This is a genomic window from Roseovarius sp. M141, from assembly GCF_024355225.1.
Classification (GTDB): Bacteria; Pseudomonadota; Alphaproteobacteria; order Rhodobacterales; family Rhodobacteraceae; genus Roseovarius.
Window position 1 is genome coordinate 1,005,433 of record NZ_VCNH01000008.1, and the last position, 16,132, is coordinate 1,021,564.

Here is a 16,132-nt window from a genome sequence, read left to right on the forward strand (position 1 = left end):
GTGTCAGAGCGCCGGGCATGTAATTCGGATGATGATCGCAATGAGACGCATCATGGGCGCCTTATAGGGCGCGGTTCGACGCGCGTCCAGAGGCGGTGAAAGCCGCCTCAGCTGGGAAACAATCCGCTGAGTGCAGTTGCCAGCAGGCGGCGTACCTTGGGGCGTTTGCCGGGCGAGAAGGGCAGGGGGCGGCAAACCTCCATCGCGGCCACGCCGACGCGGGCGGTCAGGGCGCCGTTCACCACCCCCTCGCCGAAGCGGCGCGAGATTTTGGACAGCAGGCTGCCACCCGCGACGCTGGAGATCACGTCGTCGCCAACCGCTACGGCGCCAGTGGCCACCAGATGCGTCAGCACGGCGCGGGTCAGGCGCAGGCTGCCCAGTGTTCCCGAGCGGCCACCGTAAATTTCGGCGATGCGGCGGATCATCCGCAGATTGGCGCTGAGCGCGACCACCACATCGGCCAGTGCCAGCGGGACCAGCGCGGTAACGGCGGCGACCTGTCGCGCTGCGGCCTCGACCTGCCGCGCGGCAGCGGCATCGAGCGGCGTCAGCAGCTCGGCCTCGGTCAGGGCCAGAAGGGCGGCGGCGTCGAATTGATCGCCGCGCCGCTCGGCCAGGTTTTCGCGGCCCCAGCGGGTATCCTCGCGCGCGGCATAGAGTTTGACCAGATCGTCGGTCAGGCGGCGCGCGGCGGGCAGATCATCATCGGCCAGCGCGGCATCGGCGGCGCGGTGCAATGCGTCGATGCGGCCAAGTCGGGCGAAGGCGGCGATTTCGCGCAGGGCGATGGCCAGCAGGACGACGATGAGGGCAATCAACAGGCCCGACACCAGATAGCCCAGCAGCGGCACGCTGGCGATCAGGCCTGTGGCAAAGTTCCACGCCGCCAGTGATATGGCGAGGCCAAGAAGGCTGCCCAGCAAGCCCCAGAACAGCCGCGCCAGCCGGGATGGGCGGCGCGCGGCCAGCGCGGCGATGGTCTGCATCGCGCGGCCATCGGGCGGCGGCGGCAGGTCGGGATCGGGGACCGGGGGGGCCTCGGACGGGGCGGCGCGGGGGGCGTCCTCGTTCAGATCGAACAGGACGGGGCCTTTGGGGCGGCTCATTTTTCGGCGCTCCTGTCTTGGTGCCAGATCATGTAAATGTCGGGCAGGTGTTCGTCATTGTCCGCGCCGCAGCCACGCCCCGCCTCGGCAAAGCCATGGGCGGTGTAAAAGGCGCGCGCGGGCGCGTTCGCCTCGGCCACGTATAGTTCCAGTCGGCGTTGGCCGCGCTTGGCATCCTCCAGCAGCGCGCGACCCAGACCACGACCTTGGGCGCGCGGATGCACATACAGCGCATGCACCATCGCGCCGTCACGCGCGATGAACGCGGCCGGCCCGCGCCGATCACGCAGCATCCGCACCCAGCCCGCGCGGGTGATCCGGGCCATGACGCGCAGATCGGTGCGATAGGGGCGCACACGTGGCAGCCACGGGGTAAGGCGGATGACGCCCCAGAGGATCGCGGCCATCTGCGGCACATGCCACAACCGCGCGCGGGTTGGCTGCGCTGCTCTCACAGGCGGTCGCCGATCAGGAACTGCGCCGCGCGGTCAAGGCGGATATGCGGCGGACCCATGCCGGGCTTGAGATGGAGAGTGGCGGGGGCGAATTTCATGATGCGGTAGTCCTGATCCAGCCACGCTTCATGGCCATGACGGGCCGCCGCGATCAGCGATGCGGGACTATCGGGCAAATCGCCGGGGTGAAACGCAGCCTCCTTGCCACGGCTGCCGTCGGAGGTCAGCAGCGTGCCGCGCACGCAATCGAGCGGGGCGCCCTGATGTTCGCGCGTTTCCTCGACCGTGGCGCGCAGGGATGCCAGCGCGATAGACGCCGTTTGCGCCCCTTGGAAATCGGCGCGGGCGCGCGCGTCGGCGGTCAGCGCCTCCATAAAGGCGGTCAGGCGGGGGTGCTGGGTGTGGTGCAGATGGTCGGCCTTGGTCGCGGCAAACAGGATCTTTTCCACCCGGCGCCCCATCAGCAGGCGGGTGAGGAACGCGTTGCGACCGGGACGAAAGGCCGACAGGATTTCGGTCATCGTGTCCTGTAGGTCGGCCACGGCGGGCGGGCCTGCATGAATCGCCTCCAGCGCGTCAACCAGCACGATCTGGCGGTCGATCCGCGAGAAGTGATCGCGGAAGAACGGCGCGACGACCTGCGATTTATAGGCTTCAAAGCGCCGCTCCATTTCCCGCCAGAGGCTGCGGCGGCCGGGGCGGTCCGGTTTGGCGATGGGGGCGAAAGTCAGCGCCGGCGATCCGGCCATCTCGCCCGGTAGCAGGAAGCGCCCGGGCGCGATGCCCGACAGGCCGCGCTGGCGCGCCGCATTCAGGTAGACGGTGAAGGTATCGGCCAGCGCCCTGATCTGTGGTTCTTCCCATGCGGCGTCTGCATCACTGGCGCCAGCATCGGCGAGGTAGGGCGCGGCGATGTCGCGGCTGTGCATGGTGGTGAGGGTGGCGGCGGACCAGTCGGCATAGGTTTTGTCCATCAGCGCGAGGTCCAGCAGCCATTCGCCGGGATAATCCACAATATCGATATGCACGGTGCGCGGGCCTGTGATCCCGGCCAGCAGACCGGCGGGGCGCACGCGCAGGGACAGGCGCAGCTCGGAAATGGCGCGGGTGCTGTCGGGCCAGTGCGGTGTAGGCGCGGTGAGGGCGGCAAGGTGGGATTCAAAGTCGAACCGTGGCACGGTGTCGTCGGGCTGTGGTTGCAGGAACGCGGCAGTGATGCGCCCCTCGCTGGCGGCGACGAGGCCGGGCATGCGCCCCCGCTCCAGCAGGTTGGCGACGAGCGAGGTGATGAACACCGTCTTGCCCGCCCGCGCAAGGCCGGTGACGCCGATACGGATGACAGGTTCGAAAAATGCCTCGGAGAGGGTGCCGGAGACCCGCTCGGCCCTGCGGGCCAGCCCGTCGGCCAGTGTCGAGATCCCCAATGTGCCGCCCTTTCGTAGTTACCTTGGGTCATTAGATAACGGTGGTGGCGGGGCGTTTCCAGTGCTGCGCGTCGCATCCCCTGTCGTGGGTGTTTTGGGGCGGGGCCTTCGGCGAGGATATTTGGAGCAAGAAGAATGGCAAGGCGCGCTTTAACAGGGGCATGATTTGGGCTAAGCGGCAAAGCATGCCTAGATTTGCGCTGAAAGTTGAATATCACGGGGGGCCGTTTGCGGGCTGGCAGCGTCAGCGCGACCAAGCGTCTGTGCAGGGCGCCATCGAGGCGGCGCTGGCCCGGCTGGAGCCGGGGGCGCATACCATTGCCGCTGCGGGGCGCACGGATGCTGGTGTGCATGGGTTAGGGCAGGTGGCGCAGTGCGATCTGGCCAAGGATTGGGCGCCCTTTCGTTTGATGGAGGCTCTGAATTATCACCTGAAGCCTCAGCCGGTCGCGATCGTGGATTGCGCCGAAGTCGCGGATGACTGGCACGCGCGGTTTTCGGCGCTGGAACGGCAGTACAAGTTTCGTCTGTTGATGCGCCGCGCGCCCGCTACCCATGATTCCGGGCTGGTCTGGCAGGTGCCCCATCTGCTGGATGTAGCGGCCATGCAGGCGGGGGCGGCGCATCTGGTGGGGCGGCATGATTTCACCACTTTCCGGTCATCCATCTGCCAGGCTGCCAGCCCGATCAAAACGCTGGATGCGCTGGAGATTTCTCAGGTGGCCGGGTCGGGTGGGCCTGAGTTGCGATTTGCTCTGCGGGCGCGGTCGTTTTTGCACAATCAGGTGCGTAGCATCGTCGGCACGCTGGAACGTGTCGGACGGGGTGCTTGGGCACCCGGCGACGTGAAAGCCGCGCTGGAAGCGTGCGACCGCGCCGCCTGCGGACCGGTCTGCCCGCCGCAGGGCTTGTATCTGGCTCGGGTGGTTTATCCGCTGGATCCGTTTACGGCGCAGGGTGCAAGGTGCGCCCCCCCACCGTTGCCTCACAGATAGCCGTTCTTCGCGGATCGCCCCGACCAGAGCCGACAGGCCGATCTCCGACCGCCGACGAGCGAGGAGCATGGTCTCCTACTCGCCGTCGCCCTGCGCGACAGGAACCGTCCTCGTCGGGAGTTCGGCGACAAGGGCGGTCCCGTCCGAGATACTTCATGGGCTTTGATCTTGCTGGTGCGCGCGCGGGATCAGGAGGCCCTCTTCCTCCAGCACAGCGAATTCGTGTTTTATCGCGCCCATCGCCTTGCGCATGGTGATGGAGCCAACAAGGGTATAGGACGCGCCGCGAACACGTTATTCAAAGCACCGGACATCATCCAAACGTCGGGGTCGCGGGCCCAGACCTGCCATCCACGCTCTGACGCAATGCTGCGTTGCAGCCCGTCAGAACGGCCATTCGTGGTTCGCGCAACATGCTGTCTGCTCAAACGTCGGTCTGCGGACTTTGCAGCCATCCGCGGCAGCGGCGCCAATGGTCACTTAGGACAAACGTTGCATCTACGACCCAGAACAATACCATCATTGGTCCGACACCACCGACGGGGCCGCTCCGGCGGGCGCTGACATCGGTTCGATGACAAGCCTGTCGCAATCCGTCTGACCGATCTCTCGTGCCGCGACGCCGGATGAGGACACGAGGTAGCCTTGAGCGCCGTTTCTGTCAGCGCTTTCGTACCCGAGTTCCAGCTGCCAGGTCGGATCGCGATCCATCACCGCTCGCGCCAAAGCGACGACCATGAGGTCGTCATGGAATACCCGACCGACGCCGCGACCTGATCCACTCCAGATCTTCAGCGGCCCGCCCTGAACCCCGCAAAATGGCGCGTCGGTGACCGGTGTCTGAGCCGGAGGGGCGAAGCGCTCCAGAGCGGGCATCTCAATTGGCGTCCCGTCCGTTACGCGAACGAAGCGGCGCGACCCATCAAAGAGTGGGTCATAGAAGGGGTGTCCAAGGTCTTGCAAATTTCTCCCGGGATTCCCGCCGGGAAGAAGCACCGCCACCCCGTCCTGCGCGAACAGCGTCGCGTATGGCTCAGCCATTTTGGCATGGAGTGATATCTTTACCGCATTAAGTAAGGGTACCCCGCCGTCTCGCCGGCAACGAATGGAGTAGACAGGCCCAGCTTTCGGATAGGTAACGCATGCGCCCGGATCAACACCGGGGAGGAAGGTGACGGCCACCCCGATTGGGCTGTCGCCGCGCGGCGATGCAAGGGCGCCTCCGGCCGCCTCGGCGAGGTGCGCGCGGGTGTCACGGTTCTGGATCACGGCCGCGAGTTCGGTGATGGCGGGAGTGGCGTCGAGTGTGCCTGATCCGACCGTCGGCTGGATGGGGGTGAAACCGTCGCCGCTCAGCAGCGAGAAGCTGACACCGCGCGCCGCGCGCAGGGCATCGAATTGCGGATCGGCGAGATCCTGGGAACGAATGACGAAAATCGCGCCGCCGCGCGGTTCGTAGACTTCGCCATCGCTGACGCCGAATGACGCGTTCAGCTGCACCTCCTGCCACTCGGGCAAGAGGCCGGAAACGGTCGTGGAGTAGCGGCGCAGCCGGTCGAGGGGGACGATGTTGCGCGCGTTGATCTTAGGGATGTCGTTCTCGAAAACACTGATGCCGGTGGCGAAGTGCGCGCTGAACTGGTCGGCGAGATCTGTTTTATCAGGAATAACCGCGATCATCGCCGCGCCTTGCGTGAGATCAAATGTCGGGGGCTGGGCTGCGGCACTCTCCGGGGTGGCGGCCAGCGCGGCCGCCGACGTGCCAATGGTCACTGAGGTCAGCCGGTTCCAGGCCAGCAGCCAAAAGTCGAGACTTCCGCCCGCCAGAAGCGGCGCGAGCTTGGGGTCGCGGAGCTGTCCGGCCGTCATCACCCGCAGAACGGCGCGGTCCTCGGCAGGCGCCAGCGCGCCGTCGGTGCCGGACACGCGCAACACGTCCGTCGTACGCAGATCGTCGCGGGCGATGTCAAGCTGGCGCGCGATCACGTCGCTGGTCGGCCAGCCGAGCAGTTCGATGCGTTTGGCGCTGTCAATATCCTTTCCGTCCTCTTGGAGCACGACAATGCCGGCGTGATGGGCGGAGGCCGCGTCCCCGGGGTTCATTCCCGCAGCCATGAAGGCGACAAGCGCCGGGTCGGGTAGATTTTCGAAAGCGACGGCGCCGGGCCATGCCGCGGGCGTGACGGAGGCTATTCTTCGCAGTCCGCCCGAAGTGAGATGCCAGACGGTAACGGCCGGGTCGTCCAGAAGGAACCCGAACAACGGCTCGGCGAGATCCTGCATCCTGATCAGCTGCGCCGTGCCGCTGTTGCGCATGTTCTTGAGAATAATTGAGGCGGGACCGTCGCTCATATCTATAAGTTCGGAATAATTACCGTCCACATTGAAACGCACTCCGGGCAGCGCCTCACGCGCGATCCGGGCCAAGTTCTCAACTCGTTCCGCGTCGGAGATGTCGAAAATCTGCCCGCCGGCGGCTCGCCGGGCGCGCCATACCAGATCCGCCTTCCGGACGTTTTCGGGGAGCATCCCCGCCGGAAGGATCGCCGCGAGCGCTTCGGTGTCGGAGATGTCGAGATTGGGATGGGCGGCGGCGGGCGGTAGTTCCGGCGCCACCGGAGAGGTTTCGACAATCGCCGCGGGGGCGGGTGGCGCTGCCGCAACTACTGGCGTTGGGGATTGAATCGGTGGCAGCCCTAGTATCTCTACCGCGGCTTCGGGTCGGACGGGGACGAGGCCGAAATTAGTGACGGCGTGGAAGCGGGTTCCGGCACCGGGCGCGAAAAGAGGGCTGAGCGCAGGATCGGTCTGGGTGAGAGGCATGAAAAGGAGCGCGGAACCGGGTGTCAGGGCGTCCGGTACGCCTGCCGCATCAATCAGGGTGGAGGGTGCGGAGGCCAGTCCCGCCTTCGCGAGAATTTGCGCAAGTCCGGCCTCGTCCATTTTCATGCCGAAACGGAACACCTCCAGCCGTCCGGATGCTGGAAGGGCAACGCTCGCCATCAGCGTCGTCTGGACTTGCGCGGGCCGCACGACAGGCAGGGTGGCCGCAGCCATTGGCGCGAGGTCCCGCGGTTCCATCAGCATACCGTCGCTGCGGACCACCCGTACCGGCTGCAACCCCTCAGGAGTCGAGACGAAAGCGAAGAAGTTACCGTCGAAAAACACCCCGGCGTTTGGCCCTCCCAGCAGGTTTCCGGGCACCAGCGCCACCATGTCTGGATCCTTGACCATTTGGAGAATGTTCGCCTCCGTGAGCGAAGCGTAGCGGTCGTAGGACAAACCGAGAAGATTGAGTTCGTTGGCGTACAAGAGGCTGTTGCTTCCGCCGTCGGGGATATAGGCGGTTGCGAATGCCGAGCGCGGCTCGCCGCTGGCGATAAAAACCGGATCAGACGACGTGGCATCAATCTCGACTTGTGCGTTGGCTTGGAAAACGAGAGCGGCCAGCGCAACGACATAGCCGAGAAGACGTTTTAGACCGCTTAAAGTAAGTCGATTCAATGCGGTCTACTCCTCTCCCAGTGTCTGTGCTGCCGCCATCCGGCGTTGTCGCGAATGTGGCTGCCTGCCCCCTGGAGGCTCTGGCTCGGAACTCGGAGACGGGTGCAACTCTGAGTCATCTTAGTAACACCACGAGGATACGGTCAAGGCAAGGACGCCGATGTTGTCGGTCGGCACAGGAGGTTGTTGTGCGCCAAATCAATCGCTTACCAGACTTGTTTGAAGAGATTGAAGACGCACTGGTTCCAAGAAGGATCATTCTTAAGAAGCATCCGTGCTAGATGACGTCAGTTGTGCCGCAGAAAACGGGAACAAGGGCCAATTCTGTTGAAAGACTCTTGTTGATTTTGAGCGCTGGCACTGATTCAATTCCCCCTATGAAGCGGGAAGATCTGCTGTATTAGGACCAAGACAAGAGGCGCAAGGCGCGTTGTTTTACGAATTCTCGATCGAGGGTCACGTTCCCCAAGACCACTTGCTGCGCTCCATCGACTGCTTTGTCGATCTGTCCAGCATCCGCCAGCATCTTGGCACCGTTCTACAGCAACACCGGCCGCCCCTCGATCGATCCCGAACTGCTAACCCGCATGCTGCTGATCGGCTATTGCTTGGGCGTTCGGTTCGGCGGCGGCTTTGCGAGGAAGTGCACCTGAACCTCGCATAACGTTGGTTCTGCCGTCTGGATCTGGCCGACCGCGTACCTGATCACTTCAGCTTTTCCAAGAACCGGCACGGCCGTTTCCGGGATAGCATCCTGCTTCGCCTGCTGTTCGAGACGACCGTGGGGCGGTGCATCGCAGAGGGGCTGGTCAGCGGCCAGCGCTTCGCGGCGGACGCCAGTTTGATCCACTGTCCGGCAGGGTATTACGGTCATCGGTTCTCAGATGCTGCATCCCTGTCGCGGCTTCCAGTCGCTCTCCATAGCTCACAGCACGGTTTGCGATCTTCATCTTGTCTTCGGTTGAAAGAGAGCACGCGAACAGCTCGAGAGCTTTTTCAGACCCACCTTCAGCTTTGGTCTTGACCCGCAGGGCAGTGTCTCACTGCTCGCGCAGGTTTCCCAGGAACCTGGAGAACCTGCGGTCCAGCGCAGCTACCGAAGGGGTGGCGTCGAAGAAGTGGATGTTCGCGAAGGGGATGGTCGGTTTCAGCATGGCGGATTCCTTTCAAATCCCGGTATGCAGCTTGGCCATGCACCGGCTGCCCGATCCACGGCCAGGCAGATGCGTTGATATGAAAGGCTCGGAATCCTGTACTGGAAGGTGAGCGGATAGTTGCGGACGAGTCAGCCGAGTGCAAGATGGCGAGCCGTGGAGGACTCGAACCCCCGACCTGAGAATTAGAAGTTCCCTGCTCTAATCCAGCTGAGCTAACGGCCCGTTGCTGAAACACATGTATCCCTACCCCTCAAATGTCAACTTGGTCTCTCCTTGGTATGACTACCTTTTACGGTTTCACCTCAAGAACTTACACACACGGCAGATTCTTGGCGACTATTTTCGCGCTATCCAGCTGAATTGCGCGGGCGGGCACCAAACCTTCTAGCCGTTTAACTGTTTAGTATCCACGCTTCGGAACCCCCCGTCCTCCAGACGGGAGCACTTCTGCGCGAGGATAAAAGCATGCAATATGACACCGAAAAGCACTGTGGTTTTTACCACCGGTATCGTCACGATTGTTTAACCAAGTAACTGTTTCAAGGTGTCGAGCGGTCACGTCCACATGTTCGTGTCGTCGACGCTGGCCATTTCCGGCTGGTGTGCAGGGCAAAGGGTCATTCGCCCGACAAAGCGCAACGGCGTTTCCCGCGATCCGAAAACGCTAGCGGGGCAGGTGGTTTTGGGGGTGGGGGTGCTTTTTGCTCACCAACGGTGCAATTTTGGAAAATAGACATCACTGATCCTGTCGGCGTGAGCCGGTAGTCGTTCAGTTCTCCAAGAGATGTTAGTGAAAATTGCCAATGTTCAAATATTCAAGCCATTTTTTGGAATTCACGCGTTGTTGCTGCGATTGGGTTCGCAACAATCATGTCAGTGTGCCGCGCTGTTGGAAAGAAGGTTCATGACGAGCACGCCGGAAACGATCAATGCGATACCCAGAATTGCCCAGGCATCCAGAGTGAAGCGGAACACAACGACGCTGATGATCGTCGTTAACACGATGCCCACCCCACCCCAGATCGCATAGGCGATGCCAAGCGGGATGGCCTTGAGCGCGAGCGACAGGAAGGCAAAAGACACAGCAAAGCAGATGACCATCCCGATAGTGGGCAACAGTTTGGAGAACTGCTCGGATTTCTGAAGCAGTGACGTGCCTGTAACTTCGCAGGCTATGGCAACTGCAAGCGAAACATAAGCCGCCCAGAGCGAGTTCATGATTATAACCCCTTGTTAAGAAATGTATTTTCCACTGGACCTGCGGTGTCTTCTAATGGGAGGGCTGTGTCGAATCCGGGCCATCTGTTGCCCCTCGACGCCAGTTTATTCATGCGGAGAAACTACCATCAATCATTAAACTTGCTCCTGTGATATAGCCAGCCTCAGGTCCGGCAATAAAGGCCACGAAGCTGGCAATTTCTTCGGCCTTACCATAGCGCCCAGATGCTCCCATAGCTTTGACCGGCTCTGATGACTCTCCGTTGTCCGGGTTCATATCAGTGTCGACTGGACCGGGTTGGATGTTGTTCACGGTAATGGCGCGGGGACCCAGATCCCGTGCCAGTCCTTTCGCCAAACCAACCAGTGTCGATTTGCTCATGCTATACAGTGCACCACCGACAAATGGAACGCGCCCGGCGTTGACGCTGCCAATGTTGATAATTCGGCCGCCATCATTCATATGAAGAGCTGCTTTCTGGCTTGCAACAAAAGCACTTCGCACATTGATATTGATTGTACGCTCCCAATCTTCCAGCGCCAGATTTTCAATACTATGCTAAACCAAAGTGCCAGCGTTGTTCACCACAATGTCTAACCCGCCAAATTTCTCTATGGTCCCGCGGATCGCGTTGCGTATTGCCGTAGGGTCTGTACTGTCAGCCCTGATAGCAAAGGCTTCGCCCCCGAGCTTCGTCACTTCTCTGACCAGCTGTTGGGACAGCTCTTCTGAAGACGCATAAGTGAACGCAACGGCGGCACTATCGTGGGCCAAACGCTTAACAATTGCGGCACCGATGCCACGACTGCCACCTTGTACAAAGGCCACTTTTCCGTGCAGGTTATTCGACTGTTTCATGTGTAGCTGACCTTGACCGGAGGAGTGCAGGCGGCTCTTGTGGAGAGTTCATTCCGGGCAATGGATCCTTGCCCGACATCCTTCAAAAAAATTTCTGCTACTGTATTTACATATTCTGATCAAGTCTTTGCGAGTCAACTGTCCAAAGGCGACCGCTTCATTCCGCGCCCCGGCTCGTAGACCAACACACAGCCGCCGGAGCCATCGGCGCCTGCGTGAAACCACTGGAAAACTTCTTGGCGACGCGGCCCTGCGTTCCTTCTGGTCATTAAGACGACTAACGGAGCCTACCAAATTTGTCCGTGTATCGTTAACGATGTTGCCCTTCTGTGAAGACCAGTGAACACTGACCGGCTGATGCTGGTGGCGCCGCGTTTGGAACGTAATTCCAGAAACTGAGTGATGATATCGTCAATAGCATGTCCCAGAGATGGGCGAGAGGTAGCCGCGTGCCGCCCAAAGCCCCCACTTCCTCGCGAGCCAAAAGCCAAGAAGCCTCGGTTCCGACCTGAGAGGGACGTGGTATTGTTCTGCTCAGAAGTACCCCCTGACGAGGCTGCCCGCGATCAAAGACCATCCGTCGGCGATAACGAAAAAGGCAAGCTTGAAGGGCAGCGATACGATCGCGGGGGGGACCATCATCATACCCATGGACATCAAAATCGCGGCCACGACCAAATCGATGATTAGAAATGGCAAAAAGACCAGAAATCCGATCTGAAATGCACGTGAGATTTCGGATAGCAGAAAGCTGGGAACCAGAACGGATAGCGGCGCATCGGGGCCCGGCGCAATGCCGGTTGCATCCGGGCGCAGCGCCGCCATCGCTGCGAATGTATCGCCGTCCAGACGCGCCGCCATGAATTGACGGAAAGGTTCGAGAGTTTGAGTAATTGCCGTTTCGATTGGGATCGCCTCCTGAAGCAGGGGGTCGATGCCCTGCTCCCACGCCACCATGAAAACCGGCTCCATGACAAAATACGTCAGAAACAGCGCGAGGCTGACGATCAGCATGTTGGGAGGGGATTGCTGCAGGCCAATACCTTGGCGCAAAATTCCGAGGACAGTCACCATGAATGGAAAACAGGTGATCATTATGGCAAGGCCAGGCGCGAGGCTGAGCACGGTGAGCAAGGCCAACAATTGCAAAGTACGCGCTGAAAGAGAACCGCCATCGCCGAGCGACAGCGAAAGCTCCTGTGCCTGAGCCGGCCCGCTGATGATCAAAATCGCGATCATGCAAAACAGAACACGCGCGATCATGTCAAACCGTCTTGGAGATCGGCCACTTCGGTAAGGCGCACGGCCAGCTGGCCTTTTTGATCGCCTTCCAGCTCTTCCAGCTCACCGCGGGCGATCAGGCGGTCCCCAATGTAAAGCTCCACCGGATCGTCCACGTTTTTGTCTAGCGGCAAGACAGCGTCTTTGCCGAGCTTGAGCAGGTCGCGGATCAGCGGTCTGGCCTTGCCTACTGAGATCGTGATTTCGATTGGCACCGTAGAAAACGGATGGGCGGTGTCCGCAGGGGGGGCGGGGGTGTCTGTCTTGGCATCCATTATGCGATGTCCTTTTGTCTGTCATCGAAAAATCCGGTCACTGTCGCGTCGATCTGAGCCAGAACAGCGTCAAGATCGATCTCCTGTTCGCTGTTGTTTGCGCGGATGTGCACCTGACCATCGCCCAGTGACGGCTCGGCGGTGATCTGCACGTTGTCCACTCCCTGCTCGTCGAGGATCTTTTGCAGCACCGTTGTGTTCTGCGGTGCTGTCGTGATCTCAATCGGGCCGTTTGTGGTGGCGGCGGCCATTGCGTCCAGCGTTTCCAGTACGCGAGCGCCAAGGGTTTGGCGGGACAGGCGGGGCAGAACGCTGTTGACCATGCCAGTCAACAGGGGGCGCAATGCCGTCAGCAAGCTGGATTGCGCCTCCTGAAAGGTGAAAGACATGTCCTGTAAATTTGCGGCGAAATCGGCAGCAATACGGCTGGAGTCATCACTTGCGGCTTTTACGGCATCGTCCCGACCAGCTTTGTAACCGGACTCAAATGCCTCCAGGCGCTGTTCTTCGAGCGAGACGTCGCTGATCGAGAAGGTATGCGCGTCGGATCCGCCTGAAAAGTCTTCGAGCAAATGGGATATAGTCATCACGCGTTCTCCTCTTCTCCTTCAAGCCAGTTGCGCAGGACCTCAACTGTTTCCTCCTGCCGTTCTCCGATCATGCTGCGCAGACGTGCCACTGCATCCTCTCCCTCCGCAGCATTCGCGATCCGGGCGTTGCGCTCGGAGATGATGGGCAGGTCGTCCGCGTTCATCTGGGATTCGTCGATTTCACCTGTAAGCGCCTGCACCGGAGGGGCGACGTTCCCCGTATTGCGGGTAGATTCGGCATCCAAAGCAGGTGGCCCGGCAAGAGCCATGTTGGTTAAACCGCGCGCCGGAGACAGGATCGGACGGACCACGAACAGGCCGAGGATCAGCGCCACCAAGCCGAGAACTACAGCTTGGATCAAGGACATCATGTCGAGCCCCATCGATGTGAAAAGGGATGGCTCGGCAGAGGTTCCGAGGACCGCGATCGGTTCAAACTGCATGGATTTGAGAGTGATGACATCGCCGCGTTCTTCGCTGTAGCCGACGGCAGAGGCGACAAGATCTTGCAAGGCGGTCATTTCAGCGTCGGGCCGCGGCGCAAAACTCTCGGTCCCATCCGGGTTTGTCGTGGACGTGCCATTGATCAGGACGGCGACACTAAGGCGTTTGATTGCTCCGGGGGCCTGAGTGATCTCTCTTTCGGTTTCAGAAACCTCATAGTTTATTCGCTCTCGTGTCTCATTGGTCCGGCTGCTGGAACTGTCATTCCCCGCCGCGTCGCCATCCGGAAGATTGGAGGCAACGGTGACATCGCCGCCACCCTGATCCGAGGCGGAATTCGTGCGCTCTTCGGTGTCGATACTGATGGCGACGCGGCTCTCCGGATCGATCGTCCGTTCGCGAACGATCTCTGTCGTCTTGACGGTGTCAACGCTGACCTCGACCACTGCATTTCCGGACCCGACGCGTGCCTCCAGCAGCCTCTCGACGCGGTGGCGCAATGCATCGGCGCGATCCTCACCCACATTGGATGGCGCTTCCTCGACGGCACCAATCAAGCCGCCGACGCTGTCAATGACCGATACATCTTCGGCAGTCAGGCCCGGCACGGCACTGGCGACCAGATACTTGATGGCCTGCGCCTGTTTTGCAGGCAGATCGTTGCCGCCCGACGTGATCATCACCGACGCCGTCGCCCGCACATCCCTTTGGAAGGGATTCGAGCCGGTATTCGCGATATGTACGCGCGCCGCGATGATGGACGGGTTCGCGATGATGGTGCGGGCCAGTTCGCCTTCCTTTGCGCGCCAATACGCGGCATCAAACATCTGGGACGTGGTCCCGAAGCCAGACAGACTATCCAACAGCTCATAGCCTTGACTGGAATTGGTCGGCAGCCCTTCGCTGGCAAGCGTCATCCGCAGCGTGTCGCGTTGACCGGACTCGACGAAAATCGCGCCCCCGCGCACTTCGTAGGTGACGCCGCGCTGTTCCAATGCGCGCACCACTTCGCCTGCCGGACCGCTTTCGAGGCCTGCGTAGAGTAATGAAAGGCTGGGTGTCGCCACCAATCGCGTCAGACCGATGACGACTGCGAGAATCGCAATGCCGGCAAGCACGACGACAATGCGCCTGCGCGGATCCAGGGCGGTCCAGAGGGTCGCGATATTCTGCAATTTCTTTGCCTCCACATGTCCTGCGTTCTGCCGGACGGTGGGGTCATGTTTGGCGCATCAGCCTTAACAATCGGTTAGTGCCTGCCGACTATGTTGACCCGGAAGCAAACGAGGGTCGCATCATGGCTGACAAAAAAGAAGACACCGGCGAAACACCTGTGAAACGCTCGAAAATGCCTTTGATTATGGGGCTGGTTCTAGCGCTCGCTGGCGGCGGCGGTGGTTTCTATGCGGTTCATAGCGGCCTGTTGTTTGCATCTGATTCACAAGCAAGCGCCCCTGCGGGACCCATGGATGATTCGCATCGCAAGGTAGGTGCGATGCCAGTTGTCGCCTACGTGCCGATCGAGCCACTGGTGATATCGCTCGGCAAAGGGATGTCGGGCCGACATTTGAGATTTCGAGCAGAGCTTGAGGTGATTCCGGCTTATCGCGCTGAGGTGGAACAGCTGTTGCCGCGTGTCGTGGATGTGCTGAATACATATTTACGCGCGCTGAAGCTGGAAGACCTGACCGATAGCGCAGGGCTCTTGAGGCTGCGTGCGCAAATGCTGCGCCGTGTTCAGGTCGTGACGGGGGGGGATCGGATCAATGATCTGCTCATCATGGAATTTGTTCTGAACTAAGGAGGACACATGGAACTTATCGCTGATTTTCTATTGGTCGCAGGTGCGCTGGGGGCCGGATTTTACTGCTACATTCTTGCCCGGCGTCTAAATCGGTTCAACGATCTTGAAACCGGGATGGGCGGTGCGGTGGCGGTTTTGTCCATGCAGGTCGACGATCTGGCCAAAACGCTTGATGTTGCGCAAGCGACGGCGGAAACATCTGGAGCCACGCTTGAAAACTTAACGGCCCGTGCTGAAAGCGTGGCCAAGCGGCTGGAGTTGATGATGGCGTCTATGCACGACCTGCCTTCTGAACCGCCACCAGAGCCAGAGCTCAAAACGACAAACGGGCCCATCTTCCGTCGTCACGATTCGGCCGGAGCATCTCAGTGATGCGCGTGAAAGCAAAGAAGCGCGCAAAAAATGCGCGAGGCACGTTGGGACTGATCGCGTGTCTGCTCGTCGCGTCGGCGGTCCTTCGCCTTGGTGGCGATGCTGGCCAGGCATGGGCGCGAGGTGCGGAGCAAGACAGCGCAACGGCAGGGCAAACCACGGCGACAGCCTGCAAAACTGACGACGATTTTCACGCCATGCTGAAAGGGTTTCAGAAACGAGAGGCGCGTTTGGAACAGCAGGAAAAAGCAATGCTCGACCGGCATCAAGCGTTGAAGTTGGCCGACCGTCAAATCGAAAGCAAGCTTGCCCGTCTGGAAGCGGCGGAAAAGGAACTGCGCCGAACGATGGCCATGGCGGATACGGCCGCCGAGAGCGATGTCGACCGCCTGACCAAAGTCTACGAGGCCATGAAGCCAAAACAGGCCGCAGCCCTTTTCGAGGAGATGAGCCCGGAGTTTGCGGCTGGTTTCCTCGGCCGCATGCGCCCTGAGGCGGCGGCAGGAATCATGGCGGGTCTCAGCCCCCAGGCCGCGCATACAATTTCGGTGGTGCTGGCCGGGCGCAATGCTGGTGCACCCACCCAGTAAAATATATCCAGTCAGCAAATTTTAACCTGATGCTGACAGATTGCTGTCGAACCCA

At 60.8% G+C, this 16,132-nt stretch carries 13 protein-coding genes, 1 tRNA gene and 2 pseudogenes; 5 read left to right on the forward strand and 11 right to left on the reverse strand.

The genetic code is table 11. From position 1 onward, the window contains the following. Nucleotides 1–107 precede the first annotated feature (107 nt). Genes FGD77_RS08990 through FGD77_RS09000 form a run of 3 tightly spaced genes read right to left on the reverse strand, consistent with a single transcriptional unit; the run spans nucleotide 108 to nucleotide 2,988 of the window. A complete protein-coding gene (locus FGD77_RS08990) occupies nucleotides 108–1,109 on the reverse strand; it encodes a YcjF family protein (RefSeq protein WP_255008694.1) in 1,002 nt (333 codons plus the stop codon). Next, nucleotides 1,106–1,564, reverse strand: coding sequence for a GNAT family N-acetyltransferase (locus FGD77_RS08995; RefSeq protein ID WP_255008697.1), 459 nt, complete (start codon nucleotides 1,562–1,564; stop codon nucleotides 1,106–1,108). Before FGD77_RS08995 ends, FGD77_RS08990 begins: the two co-directional genes overlap by 4 nt. Continuing rightward, nucleotides 1,561–2,988 (reverse strand): YcjX family protein, encoded by a 1,428-nt coding sequence (locus FGD77_RS09000; RefSeq protein ID WP_255008699.1) that lies wholly within the window; start codon nucleotides 2,986–2,988, stop codon nucleotides 1,561–1,563. Before FGD77_RS09000 ends, FGD77_RS08995 begins: the two co-directional genes overlap by 4 nt. 185 nt (nucleotides 2,989–3,173) lie before the next feature. Between FGD77_RS09000 and truA the strand changes: the two genes are divergently transcribed. Further along, entirely contained in the window at nucleotides 3,174–3,983 is an 810-nt protein-coding gene (gene truA, locus FGD77_RS09005; RefSeq protein WP_255008708.1) for a tRNA pseudouridine(38-40) synthase TruA, read from the forward strand. Nucleotides 3,984–4,502: 519 nt separating this feature from the next. Here truA and FGD77_RS09010 read toward each other — a convergent pair. Further along, the gene (locus FGD77_RS09010; protein WP_255008710.1) at nucleotides 4,503–7,487 is read right to left on the reverse strand and encodes a hypothetical protein; all 2,985 of its coding nucleotides are present in this window, start codon (nucleotides 7,485–7,487) and stop codon (nucleotides 4,503–4,505) included. Between the two features lie 430 nt (nucleotides 7,488–7,917). Between FGD77_RS09010 and FGD77_RS09015 the strand changes: the two are divergent. Further along, nucleotides 7,918–8,334, forward strand: a pseudogene (locus tag FGD77_RS09015) (transposase); the annotation flags it as partial. 454 nt (nucleotides 8,335–8,788) lie between these two features. On the opposite strand, the gene FGD77_RS09020 reads toward FGD77_RS09015, so the two are convergent. The 7 genes and pseudogenes from FGD77_RS09020 to fliF form a co-directional block, all read right to left on the reverse strand. After that, nucleotides 8,789–8,866: transfer RNA gene (locus FGD77_RS09020), tRNA-Arg, on the reverse strand. Between the two features lie 651 nt (nucleotides 8,867–9,517). Then, nucleotides 9,518–9,862, reverse strand: a complete 345-nt coding sequence (locus FGD77_RS09025) for a multidrug efflux SMR transporter (RefSeq protein WP_255008712.1) — start codon at nucleotides 9,860–9,862, stop codon at nucleotides 9,518–9,520. A 109-nt stretch (nucleotides 9,863–9,971) separates the two neighbouring features. Beyond that, nucleotides 9,972–10,721, reverse strand: a pseudogene (locus FGD77_RS09030) (3-oxoacyl-ACP reductase family protein). A 534-nt stretch (nucleotides 10,722–11,255) separates the two neighbouring features. Then, on the reverse strand, nucleotides 11,256–11,960 hold the full coding sequence (gene fliP / locus FGD77_RS09035) for a flagellar type III secretion system pore protein FliP (protein WP_255008719.1): 705 nt from the start codon (nucleotides 11,958–11,960) through the stop codon (nucleotides 11,256–11,258). 20 nt (nucleotides 11,961–11,980) lie between these two features. Next, complete coding sequence (locus FGD77_RS09040; RefSeq protein ID WP_255008721.1) at nucleotides 11,981–12,277, reverse strand: FliM/FliN family flagellar motor C-terminal domain-containing protein; 297 nt, start codon at nucleotides 12,275–12,277, stop codon at nucleotides 11,981–11,983. After that, on the reverse strand, nucleotides 12,277–12,864 hold the full coding sequence (locus tag FGD77_RS09045; protein ID WP_255008723.1) for a flagellar biosynthesis protein: 588 nt from the start codon (nucleotides 12,862–12,864) through the stop codon (nucleotides 12,277–12,279). The genes FGD77_RS09040 and FGD77_RS09045 overlap by 1 nt, the downstream gene beginning before the upstream one ends. Next, nucleotides 12,864–14,486 (reverse strand): flagellar basal-body MS-ring/collar protein FliF, encoded by a 1,623-nt coding sequence (gene fliF / locus FGD77_RS09050; protein ID WP_255008725.1) that lies wholly within the window; start codon nucleotides 14,484–14,486, stop codon nucleotides 12,864–12,866. Before fliF ends, FGD77_RS09045 begins: the two co-directional genes overlap by 1 nt. A gap of 122 nt (nucleotides 14,487–14,608) precedes the next feature. Here fliF and fliL point away from each other — a divergent pair, with 122 nt between their 5' ends. From fliL to FGD77_RS09065, 3 genes are read left to right on the forward strand one after another with little or no spacing between them, the layout of a single operon-like run. After that, nucleotides 14,609–15,112 (forward strand): flagellar basal body-associated protein FliL, encoded by a 504-nt coding sequence (fliL, locus tag FGD77_RS09055; RefSeq protein ID WP_255008727.1) that lies wholly within the window; start codon nucleotides 14,609–14,611, stop codon nucleotides 15,110–15,112. A gap of 9 nt (nucleotides 15,113–15,121) precedes the next feature. Further along, a complete protein-coding gene (locus FGD77_RS09060; RefSeq protein WP_255008729.1) occupies nucleotides 15,122–15,487 on the forward strand; it encodes a hypothetical protein in 366 nt (121 codons plus the stop codon). Then, complete coding sequence (locus FGD77_RS09065) at nucleotides 15,487–16,077, forward strand: MotE family protein (RefSeq protein ID WP_255014164.1); 591 nt, start codon at nucleotides 15,487–15,489, stop codon at nucleotides 16,075–16,077. Before FGD77_RS09060 ends, FGD77_RS09065 begins: the two co-directional genes overlap by 1 nt. Nucleotides 16,078–16,132 lie beyond the last annotated feature (55 nt).

What these genes read in the sequence shown, in the direction of transcription:
- FGD77_RS08990 (WP_255008694.1), bottom strand. Translation starts at nt 1,109, where the DNA reads ATGAGCCGCCCCAAAGGCCCCGTCCTGTTCGATCTGAACGAGGACGCC.
- truA (WP_255008708.1), top strand. Translation starts at nt 3,174, where the DNA reads ATGCCTAGATTTGCGCTGAAAGTTGAATATCACGGGGGGCCGTTTGCG.
- FGD77_RS09025 (WP_255008712.1), bottom strand. Translation starts at nt 9,862, where the DNA reads ATGAACTCGCTCTGGGCGGCTTATGTTTCGCTTGCAGTTGCCATAGCC.
- fliP (WP_255008719.1), bottom strand. Translation starts at nt 11,960, where the DNA reads ATGATCGCGATTTTGATCATCAGCGGGCCGGCTCAGGCACAGGAGCTT.
- FGD77_RS09040 (WP_255008721.1), bottom strand. Translation starts at nt 12,277, where the DNA reads ATGGATGCCAAGACAGACACCCCCGCCCCCCCTGCGGACACCGCCCAT.
- FGD77_RS09045 (WP_255008723.1), bottom strand. Translation starts at nt 12,864, where the DNA reads ATGACTATATCCCATTTGCTCGAAGACTTTTCAGGCGGATCCGACGCG.
- fliL (WP_255008727.1), top strand. Translation starts at nt 14,609, where the DNA reads ATGGCTGACAAAAAAGAAGACACCGGCGAAACACCTGTGAAACGCTCG.
- FGD77_RS09060 (WP_255008729.1), top strand. Translation starts at nt 15,122, where the DNA reads ATGGAACTTATCGCTGATTTTCTATTGGTCGCAGGTGCGCTGGGGGCC.
- FGD77_RS09065 (WP_255014164.1), top strand. Translation starts at nt 15,487, where the DNA reads ATGCGCGTGAAAGCAAAGAAGCGCGCAAAAAATGCGCGAGGCACGTTG.